Origin of the sequence: Streptomyces sp. NPDC046870 (assembly GCF_040704595.1) — a bacterium.
GTDB classification, from domain to species: domain Bacteria; phylum Actinomycetota; class Actinomycetes; order Streptomycetales; family Streptomycetaceae; genus Streptomyces; species Streptomyces argyrophylli.
The window spans coordinates 149047-166424 of record NZ_JBEYXM010000005.1 but is presented as its reverse complement, the minus strand read 5'-3'; the positions used below and the strand labels follow the sequence as shown (position 1 = coordinate 166424).

The 17378-nt window shown below is 72.8% G+C and carries 13 protein-coding genes; 5 read left to right on the top strand and 8 right to left on the bottom strand.

The annotated features are described in order from the left end of the window. Positions 1-142: 142 nt before the first annotated feature. The 3 genes from AB0946_RS14195 to AB0946_RS14185 all read right to left on the bottom strand — a co-directional run bounded on the left by AB0946_RS14195 (position 143) and on the right by AB0946_RS14185 (position 6114). Positions 143-2560, bottom strand: a complete 2418-nt coding sequence (locus tag AB0946_RS14195) for a glycoside hydrolase N-terminal domain-containing protein (protein ID WP_366760852.1) — start codon at positions 2558-2560, stop codon at positions 143-145. Between the two features lie 110 nt (positions 2561-2670). Then, positions 2671-4545 carry a carbohydrate-binding protein gene (locus AB0946_RS14190; RefSeq protein WP_366760851.1) on the bottom strand — a complete coding sequence of 625 codons (1875 nt, stop codon included), beginning with the start codon at positions 4543-4545 and terminating at the stop codon, positions 2671-2673. A gap of 357 nt (positions 4546-4902) precedes the next feature. Further along, positions 4903-6114: an ROK family transcriptional regulator gene (locus tag AB0946_RS14185; RefSeq protein WP_366760849.1), complete on the bottom strand. Its 1212-nt coding sequence runs from the start codon at positions 6112-6114 to the stop codon at positions 4903-4905. 613 nt (positions 6115-6727) lie between these two features. Here AB0946_RS14185 and AB0946_RS14180 point away from each other — a divergent pair. Next, entirely contained in the window at positions 6728-7951 is a 1224-nt protein-coding gene (locus AB0946_RS14180) for a PP2C family protein-serine/threonine phosphatase (protein WP_366760848.1), read from the top strand. 28 nt (positions 7952-7979) lie between these two features. After that, entirely contained in the window at positions 7980-8351 is a 372-nt protein-coding gene (locus AB0946_RS14175; RefSeq protein WP_366760847.1) for an STAS domain-containing protein, read from the top strand. A 21-nt stretch (positions 8352-8372) separates the two neighbouring features. Here the strand turns inward: AB0946_RS14175 and AB0946_RS14170 are convergent, their stop codons facing one another. From AB0946_RS14170 to AB0946_RS14160, 3 genes are all read right to left on the bottom strand, one after another. Next, positions 8373-11165: a SpoIIE family protein phosphatase gene (locus AB0946_RS14170; RefSeq protein ID WP_366760846.1), complete on the bottom strand. Its 2793-nt coding sequence runs from the start codon at positions 11163-11165 to the stop codon at positions 8373-8375. A gap of 95 nt (positions 11166-11260) precedes the next feature. Then, entirely contained in the window at positions 11261-11779 is a 519-nt protein-coding gene (locus tag AB0946_RS14165) for a DUF3291 domain-containing protein (RefSeq protein ID WP_366760845.1), read from the bottom strand. A gap of 32 nt (positions 11780-11811) precedes the next feature. Further along, positions 11812-12528, bottom strand: coding sequence for a helix-turn-helix domain-containing protein (locus AB0946_RS14160; protein ID WP_366760844.1), 717 nt, complete (start codon positions 12526-12528; stop codon positions 11812-11814). A 220-nt stretch (positions 12529-12748) separates the two neighbouring features. Here AB0946_RS14160 and AB0946_RS14155 point away from each other — a divergent pair, with 220 nt between their 5' ends. Further along, a complete protein-coding gene (locus tag AB0946_RS14155) occupies positions 12749-14206 on the top strand; it encodes a carboxylesterase family protein (RefSeq protein WP_366760843.1) in 1458 nt (485 codons plus the stop codon). A 123-nt stretch (positions 14207-14329) separates the two neighbouring features. Here AB0946_RS14155 and AB0946_RS14150 read toward each other — a convergent pair whose 3' ends face one another. Continuing rightward, positions 14330-14557, bottom strand: coding sequence for a hypothetical protein (locus AB0946_RS14150; protein WP_366761105.1), 228 nt, complete (start codon positions 14555-14557; stop codon positions 14330-14332). 257 nt (positions 14558-14814) lie between these two features. Between AB0946_RS14150 and AB0946_RS14145 the strand changes: the two genes are divergently transcribed. Both AB0946_RS14145 and AB0946_RS14140 read left to right on the top strand, forming a co-directional pair. After that, complete coding sequence (locus AB0946_RS14145; protein WP_366760842.1) at positions 14815-14958, top strand: hypothetical protein; 144 nt, start codon at positions 14815-14817, stop codon at positions 14956-14958. Between the two features lie 149 nt (positions 14959-15107). Then, positions 15108-16589 (top strand): protein kinase, encoded by a 1482-nt coding sequence (locus AB0946_RS14140; RefSeq protein ID WP_366760840.1) that lies wholly within the window; start codon positions 15108-15110, stop codon positions 16587-16589. Positions 16590-16726: 137 nt separating this feature from the next. Here AB0946_RS14140 and AB0946_RS14135 read toward each other — a convergent pair whose 3' ends face one another. Beyond that, positions 16727-17332, bottom strand: a complete 606-nt coding sequence (locus AB0946_RS14135) for an NAD(P)H-dependent oxidoreductase (protein ID WP_366760839.1) — start codon at positions 17330-17332, stop codon at positions 16727-16729. Between the last annotated feature and the right edge of the window lie 46 nt (positions 17333-17378).

Here is a 17378-nt window from a genome sequence, read left to right as displayed (position 1 = left end):
GTCGTCCGCGGCGGGCCGGCTCCGCGGGGAGTCCGGCCCGGTCCCGCCCCGCCCGGGACGGACGGATTCCGGACGGCGGGGCGGTCCGCTGACGACGGGTCATCGGGGGTTGGCTGGGGGACAGGTGTGAGCGGCAGAGGCCTCAGCCGAGGTTGTTCAACGTGACGGACCCGCCGGGCTTGAGGCTGATCCGGCGCGAGGTGCCGCCCGCGAACACGGTCGTGTCCCGGCCGCCGACGCTCTTCAGCGTCAGCTGGGTGACCTTGCCGTTCCTCCAGCTGAGATCGGCGGTGAAGCCGCCGCGCACGCCGACGCCGGACACCGAGCCGGACGCCGCCCACGCGGCGGGCAGTGCGGGCAGCAGCTCGACGTGGCCCGGCCGCGAGTACACCAGCATCTCGATCATGGCGGAGGGGGTGCCGAAGTTGGCGTCGATCTGGAAGATGCCGCGGCCCTCGCCCATGTCCATGATGTCGAAGAGGTTCGGTGCGGTGCCGTTGCTGCCGCCCGCGGACGGCTTCAGGTTGTTGACGACCAGCTGGTAGGCCTTCTCCGCGTTCTTCAGCCGGGCCCAGCACAGGCTGCGCCAGGCGTTGGCCCAGCCGTAGCTGTTCATGCCGCGCGCGGTCAGCAGGGCGGTCGCGCCGGCGAGGATGTCCTTCGGCGTGGAGTCGTCCGGACGGATCCGGTCGCCCGGGAAGAGGCCGACGAGCGGGGACAGGTGCCGGTGTGTGGTCTCACCCAGGTTGTCGGGCGACATCCACTCCTCCAGCCAGCCGGTCTTGGGGCTGACGACGGGCAGGTACAGGCGCTCGCGCAGTGCGTCGACTCTCTGGCTGTAGGCGGTGTCCCTGCCGAGCACCCCGGTCGCGGTGCGGTAGTTGCCGAAGAGGTTCCACACCAGCTCCTGGGCGTAGGTGATGCCCTTGGCGTCCAGCGGTCCCTGCTCGGGGGACCAGTCGCTGTCGGCGATGAGGACCTCGCGTGAGGAGCCGGAGGCGTCGGTGACGGTCGTGGTGACGAGGCGGGCCTCCCAGAACTCCACGGCGCCCTTGAGGAGGGGGTAGATCCTCTCCAGGTGGGCGCGGTCCTGGGTGTACTCGTAGTGTTCGAACAGGTTCTGGCAGATCCAGGCGTTGCCGGCCGGGTGCCACCACCAGCCGCCTCCGCCGTAGGGGTTGGTGGAGATGGCCACGGTCCAACCGGCTATGTTCCCGCTGGAGTTGCGGTACCTGTTGTCCGGGCTGTTGAACAGCCGCCGCGTGACGTCCGTCCACGAGGGCAGTTGCGCGAGGCAGTAGTCCGTGAAGGCGTCGAAGCAGTCCGACAGCCCGGCGCGATCGGCCAGCCAGTAGTTCATCTGGACGTTGATGTCGGTGTGGTAGTCGCCCATCCAGTCCGGGTCGTTGCCGTCCAGCCACGGGCCCTGGAGGCCCATCGGCAGGACGCCCCGCGACCCCGAGATCATCAGGTAGCGCCCGAACTGGAGGTAGGCGGCCTCGAGTTCCGGGTCCGGGACGTCGTCCCGGTAGCGGGCCTGTACGCGCTGCCAGGTGTCCAGCTTGCGCTGTGCGGTGGACGAGGTGCCGAGGTCGACGGCGAGTTGCTCGAACACCGGGCGGAAGTCGGCGACGTGGGTGTGCAGCAGGGTGCTCGCGGAGTGGCCGGCCGCGTCCTGCACCTTGGTGCGGGCCAGGCGCTCCGGGTCCAGGGCCGGGTCGCGGAACCCGGTGGCCGCGTCGGGCGCGTAGTTCGTGCCGCCGCTGACCACGACGGTGAGGTCCTTGCAGCCGCTGAACCTGATCGTGGTACCGCTGACGGTCACCGTGCCGGTGCCGCTGGTCGCCGTGACGGCGGCGCCGTACTTCAGGCCGTTGGCGAGGGAAGCCCCGAACGAGGCGCAGCGCCGTGTGCCGTCCGCGGTGGTGTGCTCGCCGTGGGTGCCGGCCAGCGTGACGGTGCCGGTGTAGGTGCCGCCGCCGAGCTGGGAGAAGTACACGACGATGACGTCGTCGGGCCGGCTGGCGAAGATCTGCCGCTGGTAGGTGACGCCGGACAGCTCGTAGGAGGCGCTGACGAGGCCCTGGGCCAGGTCCAGGGTGCGGCGGTAGTCGTCGACGGAGCCCAGGTCGTGGCCGGGGATGTCGACGGTGAGCTGGGCCAGCAGGGTCAGCGAGCCGAAGTCGTCCCGCCCGTAGGGGAACTGGCCGTCGCTCTGCAGGGTGTCGTTGGCGCCGCCGGTCCACAGGGAGGCGTCGGTGATGGTCAGCAGTTCGCTGGAGGGGTCGTTGCTCACCAGCGCTCCGAGGCGCCCGTTCCCGACCGGCAGGCCCTGCCGGATCATGGAGGTGGGGGAGCCGGGAGCCCGCCACCACAGCTGGTTCTTCGCGGCGGCGGCAGCGGACAGCATGGGTGAGGAGACGGGGCGGGAGGGGGCCGCCGACGCGGTGAAGCTTGGCAGACCGCCGAGTGCGGCGGCGGCGCCGGCGGTGGCGGCGAGGGAGAGGAAGCCTCTGCGGCTGGGACGGTTGTCGCGCGATTCGGTGTGCTGGGTGTCCACGTGGTGCACTCCATGTCCGGGGAACGGCGCATGCGGGAACGACGGATGCGGGACCGTCGGGTGTGGTGCGGGGAGGGTGGGCCCGGAGCCGTACCGGGCCCACGTGCGGGTCAGGCGGTCCTGGGGACGTCGATCCTGTCGATGTCGGGGGAGTAGTCCCAGCCGCTGTCGAACGTGATGCTGTTGGAGCCCGCCTTCAGGGCCAGCTGGACGCTGACGGTCTGGACCGTGCTCCAGTCACCCGTGGAGGGGAACTTCAGCCGGGTGCCGTTGCCGCTGTTGGAGTAGACGGTCACCGAACGGGGGTCGCCGCTGACGTAGGCGACGTCGACGGTGTAGATGCCGTCCTTCTTCACCGTGACGTCGTTGAACTGCAGCCGGCTGTCGAGGTAGAGGTTGCCGACCTTCTTGCCGCCGGAGCAGGCGTCGCACGAGGCGAGGGAGGCGTTCCCGGTCAGGGTGTTGTTCCCGGACTCGGCCTCGTAGCGGGTGGTCGACAGCGCGGGGCCGCCGGGCTTGACGGTGAACAGCCGTGAGCCGTGCGCGGGCAGCGTCGCGGTGATCCTGTTCTTGTACGTTCCCAGGTTCTGGTGCCTCCACAGGTCGCGTACGGAGGCCGCGCCGGTGAAGCCGAACGACGCCCAGTCGGCGGTGACGGAGGCCGACGAGTCGCCGAGGTTGAACAGGGCGACGGTGTAACTGCCGTCGGCGTTCTTCGTCCCCCAGACCTGCTGGTCGCCCATCGGGGTGACGGGGCGTGCGACGGGCGAGCCGTTCTGGTCGACGGCGATGACCTCCTGGTTGGTCAGCAGGGAGAGCCCGTAGTCGTCCAGCCGGGTGAGGTCGTCACCGGTGAACAGCGGCGACTTGTTGATGGCCCACAGGGTCATGTAGCTCTGCCGCTCGGCCGGGGTCAGGCCGTCCATCTCGCCGTTGCCGACGTCGACCGCGTCGAGGTCGTTCCAGCCGCCGGGGCCTGCCTTGCCGCTCCACGCGGGGGCGTCGTTCCAACGGTCGTTGACCGAGTTCTCCCAGGTGACCAGGGTCTTGCAGTAGCACTCCACATCGGTGTCGATGCGCCAGCCGTTGGAGTACTTCTTCCAGTCGGCGGCGTGGCCGATGTCCAGCGACCAGGACAGTTCCAGGTGCATCGGGCGGCCGGTGTCACCGATGGCCTTGTGCCAGGCGGCGATGTCCGGGACGTTGTCGTAGTTGTCGCCGGACTTGAACGAGCCGGGACCGACGCCGTCGAGCTTCAGGAAGTCGTAGCCCCAGTCGGCGAGCATGTGCGCCTGCGAGTCGATGTACTTCTGCGCGCAGGGGTTGCCGAAGTCCAGCTTGTAGGCGCTGTCCCAGCCGTTGGTGGTGCGCAGGTCGGGGTAGACCACGTCCGCGGTGGTGCAGCCGGGGGCGTCGGCGATCGGCACCTTGCCCTCGCCGTAGGCCCCCTTCTCCAGGCCGACGGGCAGGTAGATGCCGGCCTTGAGGCCCTTGGCGTGGATGTGGTCGGCGACGGACTTCATGCCGTGGGGGAACCGGACCGGGTCGGGGGTCTGCCGGCCGTACTGGTCGAACTCGGACGTCCAGTTCTGGTCCATCCACCAGCCGGCGTCGATGTTGACGTACTCGTAGCCGTACTTCTTCAGGGTGGTGGCCAAGGCGTCCGCCTGCTTCAGCACGTTGGCCTCGGTGAGGTAGCTGTAGCTGCCGTTCGGATTCAGCCCCGGGTACTGGGAGGACTGCATGCTCCAGCTGGACCAGCCCATGTAGGGCTTGGCCGCGAGGCCGGAGGTCGCGTCCGCCGTGGTCGAAGCGGAACGGACGGCCGGGGCCGCGGACCCGGCGGTGGCGGCCATGGCCTGGTCGACGGCCGGGACCGCTGTGGCCAGTCCGGCCGTGACGGCCAGCACCAGCGTCGCTCTGAGGGTACGGCGCGGGAAGCCGGGGCGGGTTCCGCGCAGGGCTGTGTACGGGGATGACCGCATGGGTCGCCTCCTGGGGGTGGGGTGAGCGGAATTGCGGTGGTACCCGGTGGGGGCGGGCGGCGGATCGGGCAGGACGCCGGGCGCGGGCGGCCGAGCGGCCGCCAGGGCGTCGGATCGGCGGCTCTGTCCTTGCCCGGGCCGATGGGAGCCCGCTGATGCGCTGTCGCCGTGGCGGGCGGCGCATCAGGAGCGGGGGTCGCGGTCAGGGCGGCGCCTGCCGTGACGAACAGGGGGAGGGAGCCGTCTTCGGGCCGGGCCCCGCGCCGCCGACGGCGGGAGCGGGCGGGGCCGGGCTCGGGGCGGTCCCGGCACCGGACGGCGTCCGGGGGCCGTCCGGCGGCCGGACGCGTCGGCGGTCTACGGGCTGCGGCTCTGCAGCGTCATGGGCTGCTCCTCGTACGTGTCCGATCCCATGAAGGACTGGATCGCGGTGGCCGCGGCCCCGCGCGCCCACTCCTCGAAGGCGAGCGGACGTGTCACCACGTCACACCGCGCGGCCGTGCCGAAGGCGGACGCGGCGAAGGAGTCCCGGATGCCCTCGGCGAAGAGGTCGTAGGCGGCCAGGCCCTCCCCGGAGATGATCACTCGCTCGGGACCGAGGAGGTTCACCAGCGAGCCGATCGCCCTGCCGATGGCCTCACCGGCCTGTGCGTAGACCGCCCGGGCACCGGGGTCCCCGCGGCGGGCCAGGTCCAGCGCCCCGGCGATGTCGGCCACCTGCTCGCCGGTGGCCGCGCGCACCGCCCGCACGATGGCGGGGTCCGCCGCGATCGCCTCCACGCACCCCCGGTTGCCGCAGTGGCACGGCGGGCCGAGCGGGTCGAGGGACAGATGTCCGATCTCGCCGGCCACGCCGTGCGCGCCCGACACCACCCGTCCGTGCACCACCAGGCCACAGCCGATGCCGGCGCCCACGGTGACCAGGGCGAAGTGCGAGAGTCCGACTCCGGCCCCGAACCAGTGCTCGGCGACCGTGAGCGCCCGCACGTCGTTGTCGACCGTGACCGGCAACCCGGTCGTGGCCGCGACGAGTTCGGCGAGCGGTACGTCCCGCCACTCCAGGAAGGGCGAGTAACGGACCACACCCTCGGCCCGGTCCACGTCCCCCGAGATCGCGATGCCAAGCCCCCGTACCCGCACGCCGAATCCGACGGCCTCGGTGAGCAACTCCTGTACCAGCGCGGTGATGGCGGGGAGCACCGCCTCCGGCGCGCGGCCCGTGAGGTGCACGTGCCGGGACATCCGGATGCGGCAACACAGGTCGGTCAGTACGCCGATGATCTCGTCGCCGGTCACCTTGAGCCCGATGAACAGCGCCCTCCCGCCGTCCACCCACACCAGGCTGGCCGGGCGTCCCACGGCGGGCGGCGCCTCTTCGTCCACTCCCTCGACCAGATAGCCGAGTTCCATCAGCGGACGCACCGCCTTGGTGACGGCGGCGGCGGAGAGGCTGGTCCGCCGCGCGACCTCTGCCCGGGTGAGCGGGCCATGGGAGAGCAGCGTGGTGAAGACCAGGGAAGCGGCCGGAGTCATCGTGGGGACCGACTCACGGGGGGAGGTCGGGCGCATGGCCGGAAACCTAGGCGCGACTCTTTTCCGCTGTCAATGAAAAAACCACACTTCTTCTGAAGTGCTCACTGGGGGATCTCTCAACCTATGATAGGGCGGCTGATACAGGGTTGTTGGCGGTGTATCCAAGGTGGTGACCCGGAGGGTGCCGGCAGTGTCTCGGTGCTCGGTGTACCGGTTTCCCCTGTGGTCCCGCTGCTGACGGCCCGCGGCACGTGCGTCGTCTTCGTCAGCCACGAGATGTGGCCACGCACCCCGGACCGTACGGCCGCCCCGGTCCTCGCGCCCGGCGGCGTCTCCGCCGCCGGCGGCCACCAGGACGTCTCGCCGGAGGTGCGGCCCGGCGAGATCGTCGGTCTCTACGGCCTCGTCCGCGCCGGACGCAGCGAACCGGTCGGAGCCGTACTGGGCCTCGAACGGATCACCGCCGGTGAGATCAGGAGGCGCAGTGCCCCGGTCCGGATCACCTCGTCCCGTCCACCGGAACATCACGGTCACCGTGTACGAGAAGCCGGCCAAGCCCCGCCGGGTTCGCGCGTGCCGTCCGGAAGCGGGTACCCGTTACCTGCCCGAGGACGGGTACGACCCGAGCGGCCAGGAAAGAGGGGCGAGGGTGACCGACAGCACCGGGGCGTCGCTGTTGCGGCTGATGCAGGCCAGTCACACGGCCACGCTCGAAGAGCTTCCGGGGATGATCGCCGACCACGCCGCCGTGGCAGGTATGCACGACGTGGCCCTCTTCGTGGTGGACATCCGGGAGACGGTGCTGCGCCGGCTGACCGGTCACGGGCCGGATGCCGGACGCGGCGGGCAGGAGTTCACCGTCTCGGGCAGCCTGCCCGGCCAGGCCTACCGGCGCGTGGAACTGCTGCCCGAACCGGCACGGGAAGGAGAGTGCGACCGGCCGGGCGGGCGGCGCTGGTGGGTGGCCGTCACCGACGGTGTGGAACGCCTGGGTGTGCTGCGGGCCGACACCGACACCGACGACGAATCCGTCCGCCGAGCCCTGCGCGACCTGGCGTCGATGACGGCCCTGCTGTTGCTGAGCAAGCGGTCCTACAGCGACTCCTACGCGCGTCTGGTGCGTACGGAGCCGATGAACGTGGCCGCGGAGATGCAGTGGAACCTCACCCCGCCACCCGCCTACGCGGGTCACGCGGTCACGGTCGGCGCGGTGATGGAGCCCGCCTACCAGGTGGGTGGCGACGCCTTCGACTACGCAGTGGCCGGCAGCACCCTCCATCTCAGCGTCTTCGACGCCATGGGCCACGACACCACCGCCGGCATCACCGCGAACGTCGCCGTGGCCGCCTGCCGCAACGCCCGCCGCCAGGGTGCCTCGCTTACCGAGACCAGCCGGATGGTGGAGGAGACGCTCATCGGGCAGTTCGGCACCAGCCGCTACGTCACCGGCGTCCTGGCCGACCTGGACATGCGAAGCGGCCGGCTGACCTGGATCAACCGCGGTCAGCACCTGCCCCTCCTGATCCGCGGCAACCGCTGGACCACCGAACTGGTCTGCCCCCCGGCCGGTCCCATGGGCGCCGACCTCGGCCTGTCGGTCACCATGGCCACCGAGCAGCTGGAACCCGGCGATCGCCTGCTGCTGTACACCGACGGCGTCGTCGAGGCCCGCGACAGGCACGGGACGGAGTTCGGCCAGGAGCGGTTCGTCGACTTCATCCGCCGCCACCACTCCGGCCGGCACACCCTGCACGAGACCCTGCGCCGGCTGATGGCCGCCGTCATGGAACACCACGACGGCAAGCTCGACGACGACGCCACCGTACTGCTCACCGAGTGGCGCGGCGGCCACCAGCAGGAGCTGACCCCGTGAAGCCCGGTCCACGCCGAAGGAGGCGGCCATGAACACCGACCGGCCCGCCTTCCGCGATCACCAGCACACCCTCCAGGTGCGCGTCCGCCGTCTGAGCACCGGCCGTCAGCTCGTCACGGTCGCGGGCGCCCTCGACCTGCACACCGCCTCACACCTCGCCGACGTCCTGCAGCCCCTGGTGCTCACGGGTGGGCAGAGCGTGCTCGTCGACCTGTCCGGCGTCGGCTTCCTGGACTCCAGCGGGCTCACCTGCCTGATCGCGGTCTACCGCACGGCCCGCAGCACCGGCGCCCGCCTGGCGCTGATCGCACCCAGTGAACGCGTACGGCGGATGCTCGCGCTGACCGGAACGGACCGGGTACTGCACAGCTACGCCACCGTGGACTCCGTACCCGACTGACGGGCCGCGACCGCAGGCGGGTCAGCCGGGGTCGTCGAACATGGCCAGCAGTGCCTCCTCGTCCGTCCCGGGCGCAGGCTGCTCCGGCTGCGGAATCTGCTCGGCCCACACCGTCTTTCCCTGCGGCATGTAGCGGGCACCCCAGCTCTTGGTGTACTGCGCCACGAGGAACAGGCCGCGCCCGCCCTCCTCGGTGGTGGCCGCGCGTCTGATCCGCGGAGAGGTGTTGCTGCCGTCGGAGACCTCGCAGATCAGTGAGTCGTCACGCAGCAGCCGCAGGCCGACCGGCCCCGAGCCGCCGTACCGCACGGCGTTGGTGACCAGCTCGCTGACCACGAGCCCGGTGTTGAAGTCCAGCTCCGACATGCCCCAGGCGGCGAGCTGGGCACGGGTCGACGCCCTGGCACGGGCCACGGCCGCCGGGTCGGACGGGAACTCCCAGCACGCCATCCGGTCCTCGGGCAGCGCGTGCACACGGGCCATCAGCAGGGCCACGTCGTCGGACGGACCGCTGGGCAGGAGCGCGTCCGTGACCCGGTCGCAGGTGTCCTCCAGCTCCGGACCGGCGAGGCGCAGGGAGGCCAGCAGCTGGTCGGTGCGCGCCTCGGTGTCCTCGTAACCGCGGCTCTCCTTCAGCAGTCCGTCGGTGTACATCGTCAGCAGACTGCCCGCGGGCAGGTCGACGGTGGCGGACTCGTACGGCTGGAGCCCGCCGAGCCCGAGCGGCGGACCGGTCGGGAGGCCGATCAGCCGGGCCTCACCGTCCGGAGTCAGCAGAGCCGGCGGCGGATGACCGGCCGTCGCGGCCGTGCACCGGCAGGACACCGGGTCGTAGACCGCGTACAGGCAGGTCGTCCCCGTCGCCGGGTCCTGGTCGTCGGCGTCTTCCTCAGGGGTGCGGCTGACCAGGTCGTCCAGGTGGGCCAGCACCTCCTCCGGCATCAGGTCGAGACCGGCCAGCGTCCGCACCGCCGTACGCAGCCGGCCCATGGTCGCCGCCGCCTGCAACCCGTTCCCGGGCACGTCACCGACGACCAGCGCCACCCGCATACCGGACAGCGGGATCGCGTCGAACCAGTCCCCGCCCACCCCGGACCTGGCGTCCGCGGGCAGATAGCGCGAGGCGAGGCCGACGGTGCTCAGCCGGGGCAGGGCATGCGGCAACAGGCTGCGTTGCAGGGTGAGGGAGGCGTGGTGCTCCCGGCGGTAGCGGCGGGCGTTGTCCATGCTGATCGCGGCGCGCGCCGCCAGCTCGCCGGCCAGCGTCAGGTCGTCCTGCTCGTACGGCCTGGTCCTGCCGCGGCGGTAGAACCCCGCCAGACCGAGGACGGAGCCCCGCGCGGTCAGCGGAGCGCCCAGATAGGAGTGCGCGCCCTCGCCGAGGAGGCCGACGGGGTGCGCGCGGCCGGCCGGGTGCCCGGCCAGGGCGGCCGTCACCACCGAGTCCGTGACCGGCTGCCCGGTCTCCAGGCACCGGGCCTGAGGAGTACCGGCGGGGTAGCCGGCCGGCGCGTTCACCCCGTCGGCCGGGAGGCCGCGGGAGTCCTCGCCGGCCCAGGCGGCCACCCGGCGCAGCGGCACGCCGGGACGCAGCGGTCCGGGCGGGGGCTCCTCGCCCGCCAGCACGCTCTCGACCAGGTCGACGACGACCAGGTCGGCGAAGCGCGGCACGGTGATCTCCGCCAGCTGCTCGGCGGTGCGCCACAGGTCCAGGGTGGTGCCGAGCCGGACACCCGCCTCGTTCAGCAGGGCCAGCCGTCCGCGCGCCTCGGCGGCGAGCCGGCCGACACCGGGCTCGCCCACGAGCAGCAGCCACGCGTCGGTTCCGCCGGCGTGCGGTCGCGCCGTCTCGGCGGGGCGGTCCTGGAGCGGCGCACCGCCACCGGGGCCGCTCGCGGCAGCCCGACGTGCCGTGCCCGTACCTCCGCCGTTCTCGAAACTCACCTCGACCGCCGCCCCCTCCGCGTCGCCGTGGTGCAGCTCGCGTCGGCGCAGGACCGCCACACGGTTGCCCGCGAGGGGCACCTCGGCGAACGCCTCACCGTTCGAGGAGATCAGGTCGACGGCACGCTCCAGCAGTGTCAGCCGTTCCTGCGAGGCAAGCCGGGGCGGCGGTCCGGCGCGCCGGGACAGCTCACCCGACTCGAGGTCCAGCTCGGCGTGCCCGCCGCGTTCCATGGCCCGGCGGAAGGAGTGCGTGAGTTCGAGCTCGCGGGCCGTGCTCAGCTCCAGCAGGCGTTCCCCGATGCGTTCGGTGGCGTCCTGGAGGACCAGCGCCATGCCGGGGTCGGCCAGCTCCCGGGGCACCGAGAGGTTGACCGCGCCCCGCACGATGCCGCCCACCGGGTCGCGGACCGGCGCGGCCATGCAGGTGAGCTCCTTGAGGTCGTGCAGGAAGTGTTCGTGGCCCACGACCACGAACGGCGCCCTGGTGCTCAGTACCATGCTGACGCTGCTCGTTCCCATGAACCGCTCGTCGACGTTGGCGCCCGGCACCAGGGAGGCTGCGTCCATCAGGTCCAGCCCCGCCGGGTCGCCCCACCGGTCGACGATGCGCGCGCGGGAGTCGGCGAGCGTCACGGTCACCGGTACGCCCGAGAACCGTTCGTACAGGCGGGTCAGCACCGGTGTGGCAGCCCTGACCAGCCGGGTGTCGGGATCGAGGTCACTCTCGATCGGCAGGACCGCCCGCTCGCGGTCGATGCCGAGGGACTGCGAGCGCTCCCAGGACGCGAGGATCTCCGGGCGTATTCCGGTGCCCAGCGGGGCCCGTTCGCCGTGATCGCTGCCCGAAGCAGCTGGGTACGACTCCACCGCTCCAGAGTAATCGGGCAAACAGGGCATCTGCTTGGGTACGGCCGCCCGGTCACGGGTGTTCCGGGCTGTCCGGTGTCCCAGGTCGGCGGGCCCTAGCCGATCCGGACCGCCGCCGGGTCCGCCGCCGGTTCCGGCCGGGCGCGCAGGCCGGCCTCGGCCGCGGTGCGGGGGGAGGCGAAGGTGAACGCGCGCGGGGACGGCCCGTGGGCCCGCAGGTCCGCCAGTCGCTCCAGAGCCTCGCCGACGGTCGGGAGGTGGCCGGCGGGGATCCACCAGAGCACCAGGTGCGCCTCGACGTGCCGGTGGAACCATTCCCGGCGCCGCCGCAGTGCTTCCAGGTGCCCGCTGCGGTAGGTGAAGTCCCACAGCGCTTCCCGGCTCTCCCACACGGACAGGTTGACGATGACGTCCTCGCCCGCCGGGCGCAGGCCGGTGGCGTCGGCCGCCCCCTCCTCCACGAGCCGCCACACGAAGCCGGGCGCGCCGTCGGCGGCGGCGTTGACCGGGGCGAGCATCTCGACGAACGGCGTCGTGCGCGGGTCGTCGAGGGGGTGACGGAGCGTGGCGACGTTGAGCTGGGCGAGATGGGCGGCAGGCGCGGATGCGGTCATGTCCTCATCCCAGCACGCCCTCTCTTTCTATGTCAATCGTCGTTGTTTTTAGAGTCCTCGACCACCACGCAGCATTCACCCGGGCGGGCGTCCATGCGGGCGCGGACGGGGCCGTCCGTGCCCAGCAGCCCCTCCAGCAGCGCGAGGTTCATGCCGCAGACGAGGGGCGGGAAGCGCTCGGCGACGGCGTGGAAGGGGCAGTTGCGCATGCGGACGACGCGGGCGGCTGTCGTGGCCGTCGCCCCGGCGCCTTCGGCGGCCTGGACGTCCCCGGTGGCCTCGGCGCCTGCCAGATAGGGTTCGTAGCCGCGGGCGGCCAGTACCTCAATGGCCTCCTCGAGCCCGCCACAAGGTCCCCCCGGGCCGCGCAGGCCCTCCCCCCGGCGGCGGGCGGCCGCGCAGAGCCCGGCGTCCAGTCCGGCCTGCTCGGCTGCCTCGGCGAGCAGTTCCGCGGCCGTGCGGTAGTCGCGGGCGGGCAGCGACACGGAGCGCTCGCCCCGGGCCCGCGTGTACACCTTGGCGGGGCGTCCGGCCCCCGGTCCCGAGCGGCCCGTCAGGCGGCGGCTGCCGCATTCCAGCAGCCCGGCCTCGGTCAGCTTGTCCAGATGGTGCGCGGCGAGCGTGCGTGCCACTCCGGCCGCCTCGGCGGCCTCGTTGCGGCCCACCTCGCGGCCCTGTGCCACCACGTACTCGTACAGGCGGCGCCGCACCGGATCCTGCAACACCGCGATCGAGTCGATGTCCTTCACGCCACCCAGTCTAGGAACAACCCACGTTGGAGATAGAAAGGCGGGTCCGCAGGCTGATGCCGCCCGCGGAGCGCCCGTGGGCGGCCGTACCGTACCCGGCGGCTGGCCGGCCGCGGCGACGGCCGGCGCGCATGAAGCGGCCGGCTCAGATGGTTAAGGTTCTCGCTCCGGCCCAAGAACATCTACGTGCAACCGGGACGAGGGAAGGCAGGTGGGCCCGATGACCGCTGGTGGCGAGCGCACGGTCGTGGACACCGACCGGGGCGGGGTCAGAGGGATCGCGGAGGGCGAGGCGGTCGCCTTCCGGGGAATCCCGTACGCGGCGTCGCCGGTCGGCGAGCTGCGGTTCGCCCCGCCGCAGGCGCACCCCGGCTGGACGGACGTGCGGGAAGCGGCCGTGGCCGGTCCGTCCGTCCCGCAGGCTGCCTCCCGGCTGGAGCGGGTGCAGGGGCGGCGCGTGCCGGACTGGAACGAGGACGGCAGCCTGACCGTCAACGTCTTCACCCCGCGCCGGGCGCTCGCGGACGGCACGGCCCGACCGGTCCTGCTCTGGTGGCACGGCGGCGGCTTCACCAGCGGCTCAGGCGGCTGGGACTGGTACGACGGCGGCCGCCTCGCCGCCCTGGGCGACATCGTGGTCGTCACCGCCAACTACCGGGTGGGACCGCTGGGTTACCTCTACCTGCCGCAGATCGGCGCGGCCAACCTCGGCTCCCAGGACCAGGCCGCCGTCCTGCGCTGGGTGGAGGACAACATCGCCTCCTTCGGCGGCGACCCGCGCACGGTCACCGTGGGCGGGCAGTCCGCCGGAGCGTACTCGGCCCTGTCGCTCGCGCTCGATCCCGGGACGAACCGATCAATCACCCGGGTGCTGCTGCAGAGCGGCCCCTTCGGCCTGAGCCCGCAGCAGCCGGACCAGGCCGCCGCGCACGCCGACGCCTACCTGCGCCTGCTGGGCGTCCCGGCCGGCGCCGACCCGGCGAAGGCGCTGCGCGCGCTGCCTGCCGAGCGGTTGCTGGACGCCTACGGCCGGCTCTCCGCGCAGCTCGCGGCTCCGGGCAACGCCGCACCGCCGATGTATCCGGTCCTCGGGGCGCCCGGTATGCCCCGTACCCGGCAACAGGCCCTGGCCGACGGCGCCTTGGAGGGCAAGGCACTGCTGATCGGCACGACCCGTGACGAGGCGACGGCGTTCTTCGCCTTCGACCCCCGCGTCCGGAACCTCACCGCCGCCACCGCCCTGGACGTGCTCGCCGCCCAGATCGGCCCGGAGGCCGCCCAGGAGGTCTACCAGCGGCACGCCGCCCGGCTCCCGCAGGCGACACCGGCGCAGATCTTCACCGCGGTGCAGACCGACGTGCTCTTCCGCGACGGCTCACTGGAGATCGCCGACCAGCACGCGGCCGGGGGCGACACCACCTACGTCTACCGGTTCGACCACGCCCCCGCCGACGACGTGTACGGCCTGGGCGCCACCCACTGCGCCGAACTGCCCTTCCTGTTCAACACCTTCGACGCCTACCCCGACAGCCCCGTACTCGCCGGTGCCGGCGACGCCGAGCGCGCGCTGGGCCACGCGTTCGCAACCGCTCTCGCCCGGTTCGTCGCCGCCGGAACCGTCGATGACTGGCCGCCGTACGCCCCGGCGTCCGCCGCCCGCGTCCGCCACTTCGGCTGAGCGCGTGGACTCGCGGTGCCCGTGGAGGAACCGCGGGCACCGCGAGTCGCCGTGAGGCGGACGGCGGCCGGCTCGGGGCCGTCAGGCCAAGGTGACCTCCACCGGGGTCCTCCTGCTTGGAGATCAGGTCGGTGCCGGTGCCGCCGCGCCGCTGCCGGGCCGGGCCGGTTCGCGGCCGTAGGCGAAGACCTCAAGGGAGGCGGGGGAGCGGAAGGGCGGGTCGCGGTACTTCCCGCCCTCCTCGCTGACGCTCGCGCCGAACTGCCGCCGGAGCAGGCCGCGCAGGGCGCGGTGGCACCCGGACGTCCCGAAGGTGCCGACGGCGCGGGATCCGTTCTCCGCGCCGGGCACCTTGCCGCCGCGCAGGTCGCGGACCGGCGCACGGTGAGTCCGGCCCGGCCCACGTCGGTCAGTGGGACGGATGACGGACCGTCGACGGCGCCGGCCGCTTCCATCGGTCGCTCATCAGGAGCGGGCGGGGAGCGCCGGCCGTCCGCTGTTCGCCTGCGGCTTGCGCGGTGACTCTGCGATGCTGCCGGAAGGGCGGCGCCTGCTGCGCGGCGGCAGGCGCCGGCGGACCGAGCTCGGTACTTCACACGGGAGTTCACATGCGTCTGTGCAAGCGCGCGCTGGCCTTCACGTTCCTGGCCGTCATGGCCGTCACCACCCTCGGCCCGCAGGCCGTTGCCGCACCCGTGCCCGGGGGGACCAGCACGGTCACCGTGCGGTGCGCGCCCCCCTGTTACCAGTAGGCCGCTGTCCCGGGAGCGCCCGCGCGGCACCAGGGGCCGCACCCGACGAGCCGGCGCAGGGGTACACCGGCCCCTCAGGGGTACGCGTGTGCGGCGCCCCCTCGCAGGCGCACCCGTGGGCAGCACCTCGAGAAGCAGAGGGAGATGGCATGAGGCTCCGCCAGTCGGCTCTGGCACCGTTGCGGTGTTCCGCGCACGTACTGGGCGGACGCTATCGCCTGGACGCGGTCATCGGCTCGGGTGGCGCCGGCGACGTCCACCGCGGCTTCGACCTGCGTCTCAAACGCCGGGTGGCGGTCAAGGTCTTCCGCGGCGGTGCCGGCGGCGACGCGGAGGACGGCTTCCACAACGAGGCGGTGATCCTCGCCCGGCTGCGGCACCCCGGCCTGGTCACCGTCTACGACGCCGGCCGGCACGACGGACGCGCCTACCTGGTGATGGAGCTGATCGAAGGCCCGACGCTGAAGGCGCGCATCGCCACCGGTCCCCTGACGCCCGGGGAGACCGCCGCCCTCGGAGCCGACCTCGCGCGTGCTCTGGCCCACGCGCACGACGCGGGGATCGTGCACCGTGACGTGAAGCCCTCGAACATCATCCTGGACGCGTCCGGTTGCCCCCACCTGACCGACTTCGGCATCTCCCGGCTGCTTGACGCCACCACTCGTACCACCACCGGCACCCTCGTCGGCACGGCCGCCTACCTCTCCCCCGAGCAGGTGCTCGGCCGGCCCGTCGGCCCGCCCGCCGATGTCTACGCCCTCGGGCTGGTGCTCCTCGAATGCGTCACGAGCCGGCTCGAATACGACGGTACGCCCCTGGAGGCCGCGATCGCGCGACTCCACCGGCGGCCCGAACTGCCCGATTCCCTCACGGCGGAGTTCGCCGCCCTGCTGGCGGACATGACCGCGCTGGACCCCGAGGCCCGCCCGTCGGCCGACGACTGCGTGCGGACGCTGGCCGCCCTGGCGGAGCCGAACGGTCCCGGGGCCGTCCCACCCCCGGCCGAGGTCACGAGCCTGGTCCCCGAGCAGGTGCCGGCGTGGGCCGACCGCACGCACCCGCACGCGACCGGCACGGCCGTACCGACGAAGGCCGCGCCCGCGCCCGCGCGCGGGCGCCGTCTGGTCGCCGGCACGGCCGCCGCGCTGGCGGCCGCCGTGGCCGCCACGGTCGCCGCGTCCGACGGATCGCACCACGCGGCGGCACGTGCCGTGAGCAGCCCCTCCGCGAGAGCCGACGCACCGGGCGCGTCCGCGTCCGGTCACGAGGCGGGATCCGCCCCCGCCAAGCTCTCCGCCCGCGATGTGCCGGCGGGGCAGCTTCCCGACCTCACCCCCAGTCAGACACCCAGCCCCGCCTCGGCTGTGCCGAGCCGGGCGGCGGGCGCCGGCACGGGCGCCGCCCACGGCGGCACGCCCCCGCCGTCACCCGTCACCGCCCAGGGCATACCGGGCAGCGCGGTCACACGGGTGTCCGAGACCGCAGCACACGACACCAGGGGAGCGGCCCGGCCCGGCGAGCGGCCCGGCAAGCCCCGGAAGGCCGAAGAGGCGCATCAGAAGAAGGGGGACAAGAAGGCCGGGAAGAACGAGGGCGGGACGAACGAGGCCGGGAAGAAGCACGCGCACTGAGAGCCCGCCCCTGGCGGCGCGGGCCCGGTTCGCACGCCACTCCACCTCCGACCCGTCCACGTCCGGCCGCCGGGCGGGCCGTGCCCAGTCGGTGATCGCCGTCTGAGCCGGCGGCCACGTCGGCCGAGGCCGGGAGTCTACCGGCCGGCGATCTGCGGGCGGTCGCGGCGGGCGTCGTGGAGGACCGAGCCCCACCACAGCAGCTGATCGAGCATGGCCCTGGCGGCGTCCTCGGGGCCCTGCGGGTCCCGGAGCGTGCCGTCGGGGGAGAACAGGAGGTAGTAGCTGGGGAAGGCGACGTAGTCGCGTACGGTGTGGGCGTGCAACTCGCTGAAGACCTGCCGCAGTTGCTCGATCGCCAGCAGACCGCCGCTGAGTCCGCTGTACCCGACGAAGCCGATCGGCTTGGCCTTCCACTGGGTGTAGTGCCAGTCGATGGCGGCCTTCAGGGACGCGGGGAAGCTGCGGTTGTAGTCGGGGGTCACGATGACGACCGCGTCGGCCGCGTCGAGCCGCCGGGTCAGTTCGGCCATGCCCTCGGGACGTGGCAGGTCGGGCTGCAGGGCCGGCGGGGTGGGCGGAAGCGCCAGCGGGAGGTCGACGTCCGCCAGATCGATCAGGTCGATGGTGAACTCGTCGTGGCGCTTGGCCTGTTCGACGAACCAGTCGGCCACCACCGGACCGAAGCGGCCCTCCCGGACACTGCCGACGATCACCGCGAGATTCAGTCGTGCGCTGGACATGGGTGTGCTTCTCCTACAGGAATGGATACCGCCCCGGCCGGGGCAT

Bases quoted from the DNA above. Each gene is read 5' to 3' on its own strand.
- AB0946_RS14135 (WP_366760839.1), bottom strand. From the start codon at position 17,332: ATGTCCAGCGCACGACTGAATCTCGCGGTGATCGTCGGCAGTGTCCGG.
- AB0946_RS14175 (WP_366760847.1), top strand. From the start codon at position 7,980: ATGAACACCGACCGGCCCGCCTTCCGCGATCACCAGCACACCCTCCAG.
- AB0946_RS14155 (WP_366760843.1), top strand. From the start codon at position 12,749: ATGACCGCTGGTGGCGAGCGCACGGTCGTGGACACCGACCGGGGCGGG.
- AB0946_RS14140 (WP_366760840.1), top strand. From the start codon at position 15,108: ATGAGGCTCCGCCAGTCGGCTCTGGCACCGTTGCGGTGTTCCGCGCAC.
- AB0946_RS14145 (WP_366760842.1), top strand. From the start codon at position 14,815: ATGCGTCTGTGCAAGCGCGCGCTGGCCTTCACGTTCCTGGCCGTCATG.
- AB0946_RS14185 (WP_366760849.1), bottom strand. From the start codon at position 6,114: ATGCGCCCGACCTCCCCCCGTGAGTCGGTCCCCACGATGACTCCGGCC.
- AB0946_RS14165 (WP_366760845.1), bottom strand. From the start codon at position 11,779: ATGACCGCATCCGCGCCTGCCGCCCATCTCGCCCAGCTCAACGTCGCC.
- AB0946_RS14190 (WP_366760851.1), bottom strand. From the start codon at position 4,545: ATGCGGTCATCCCCGTACACAGCCCTGCGCGGAACCCGCCCCGGCTTC.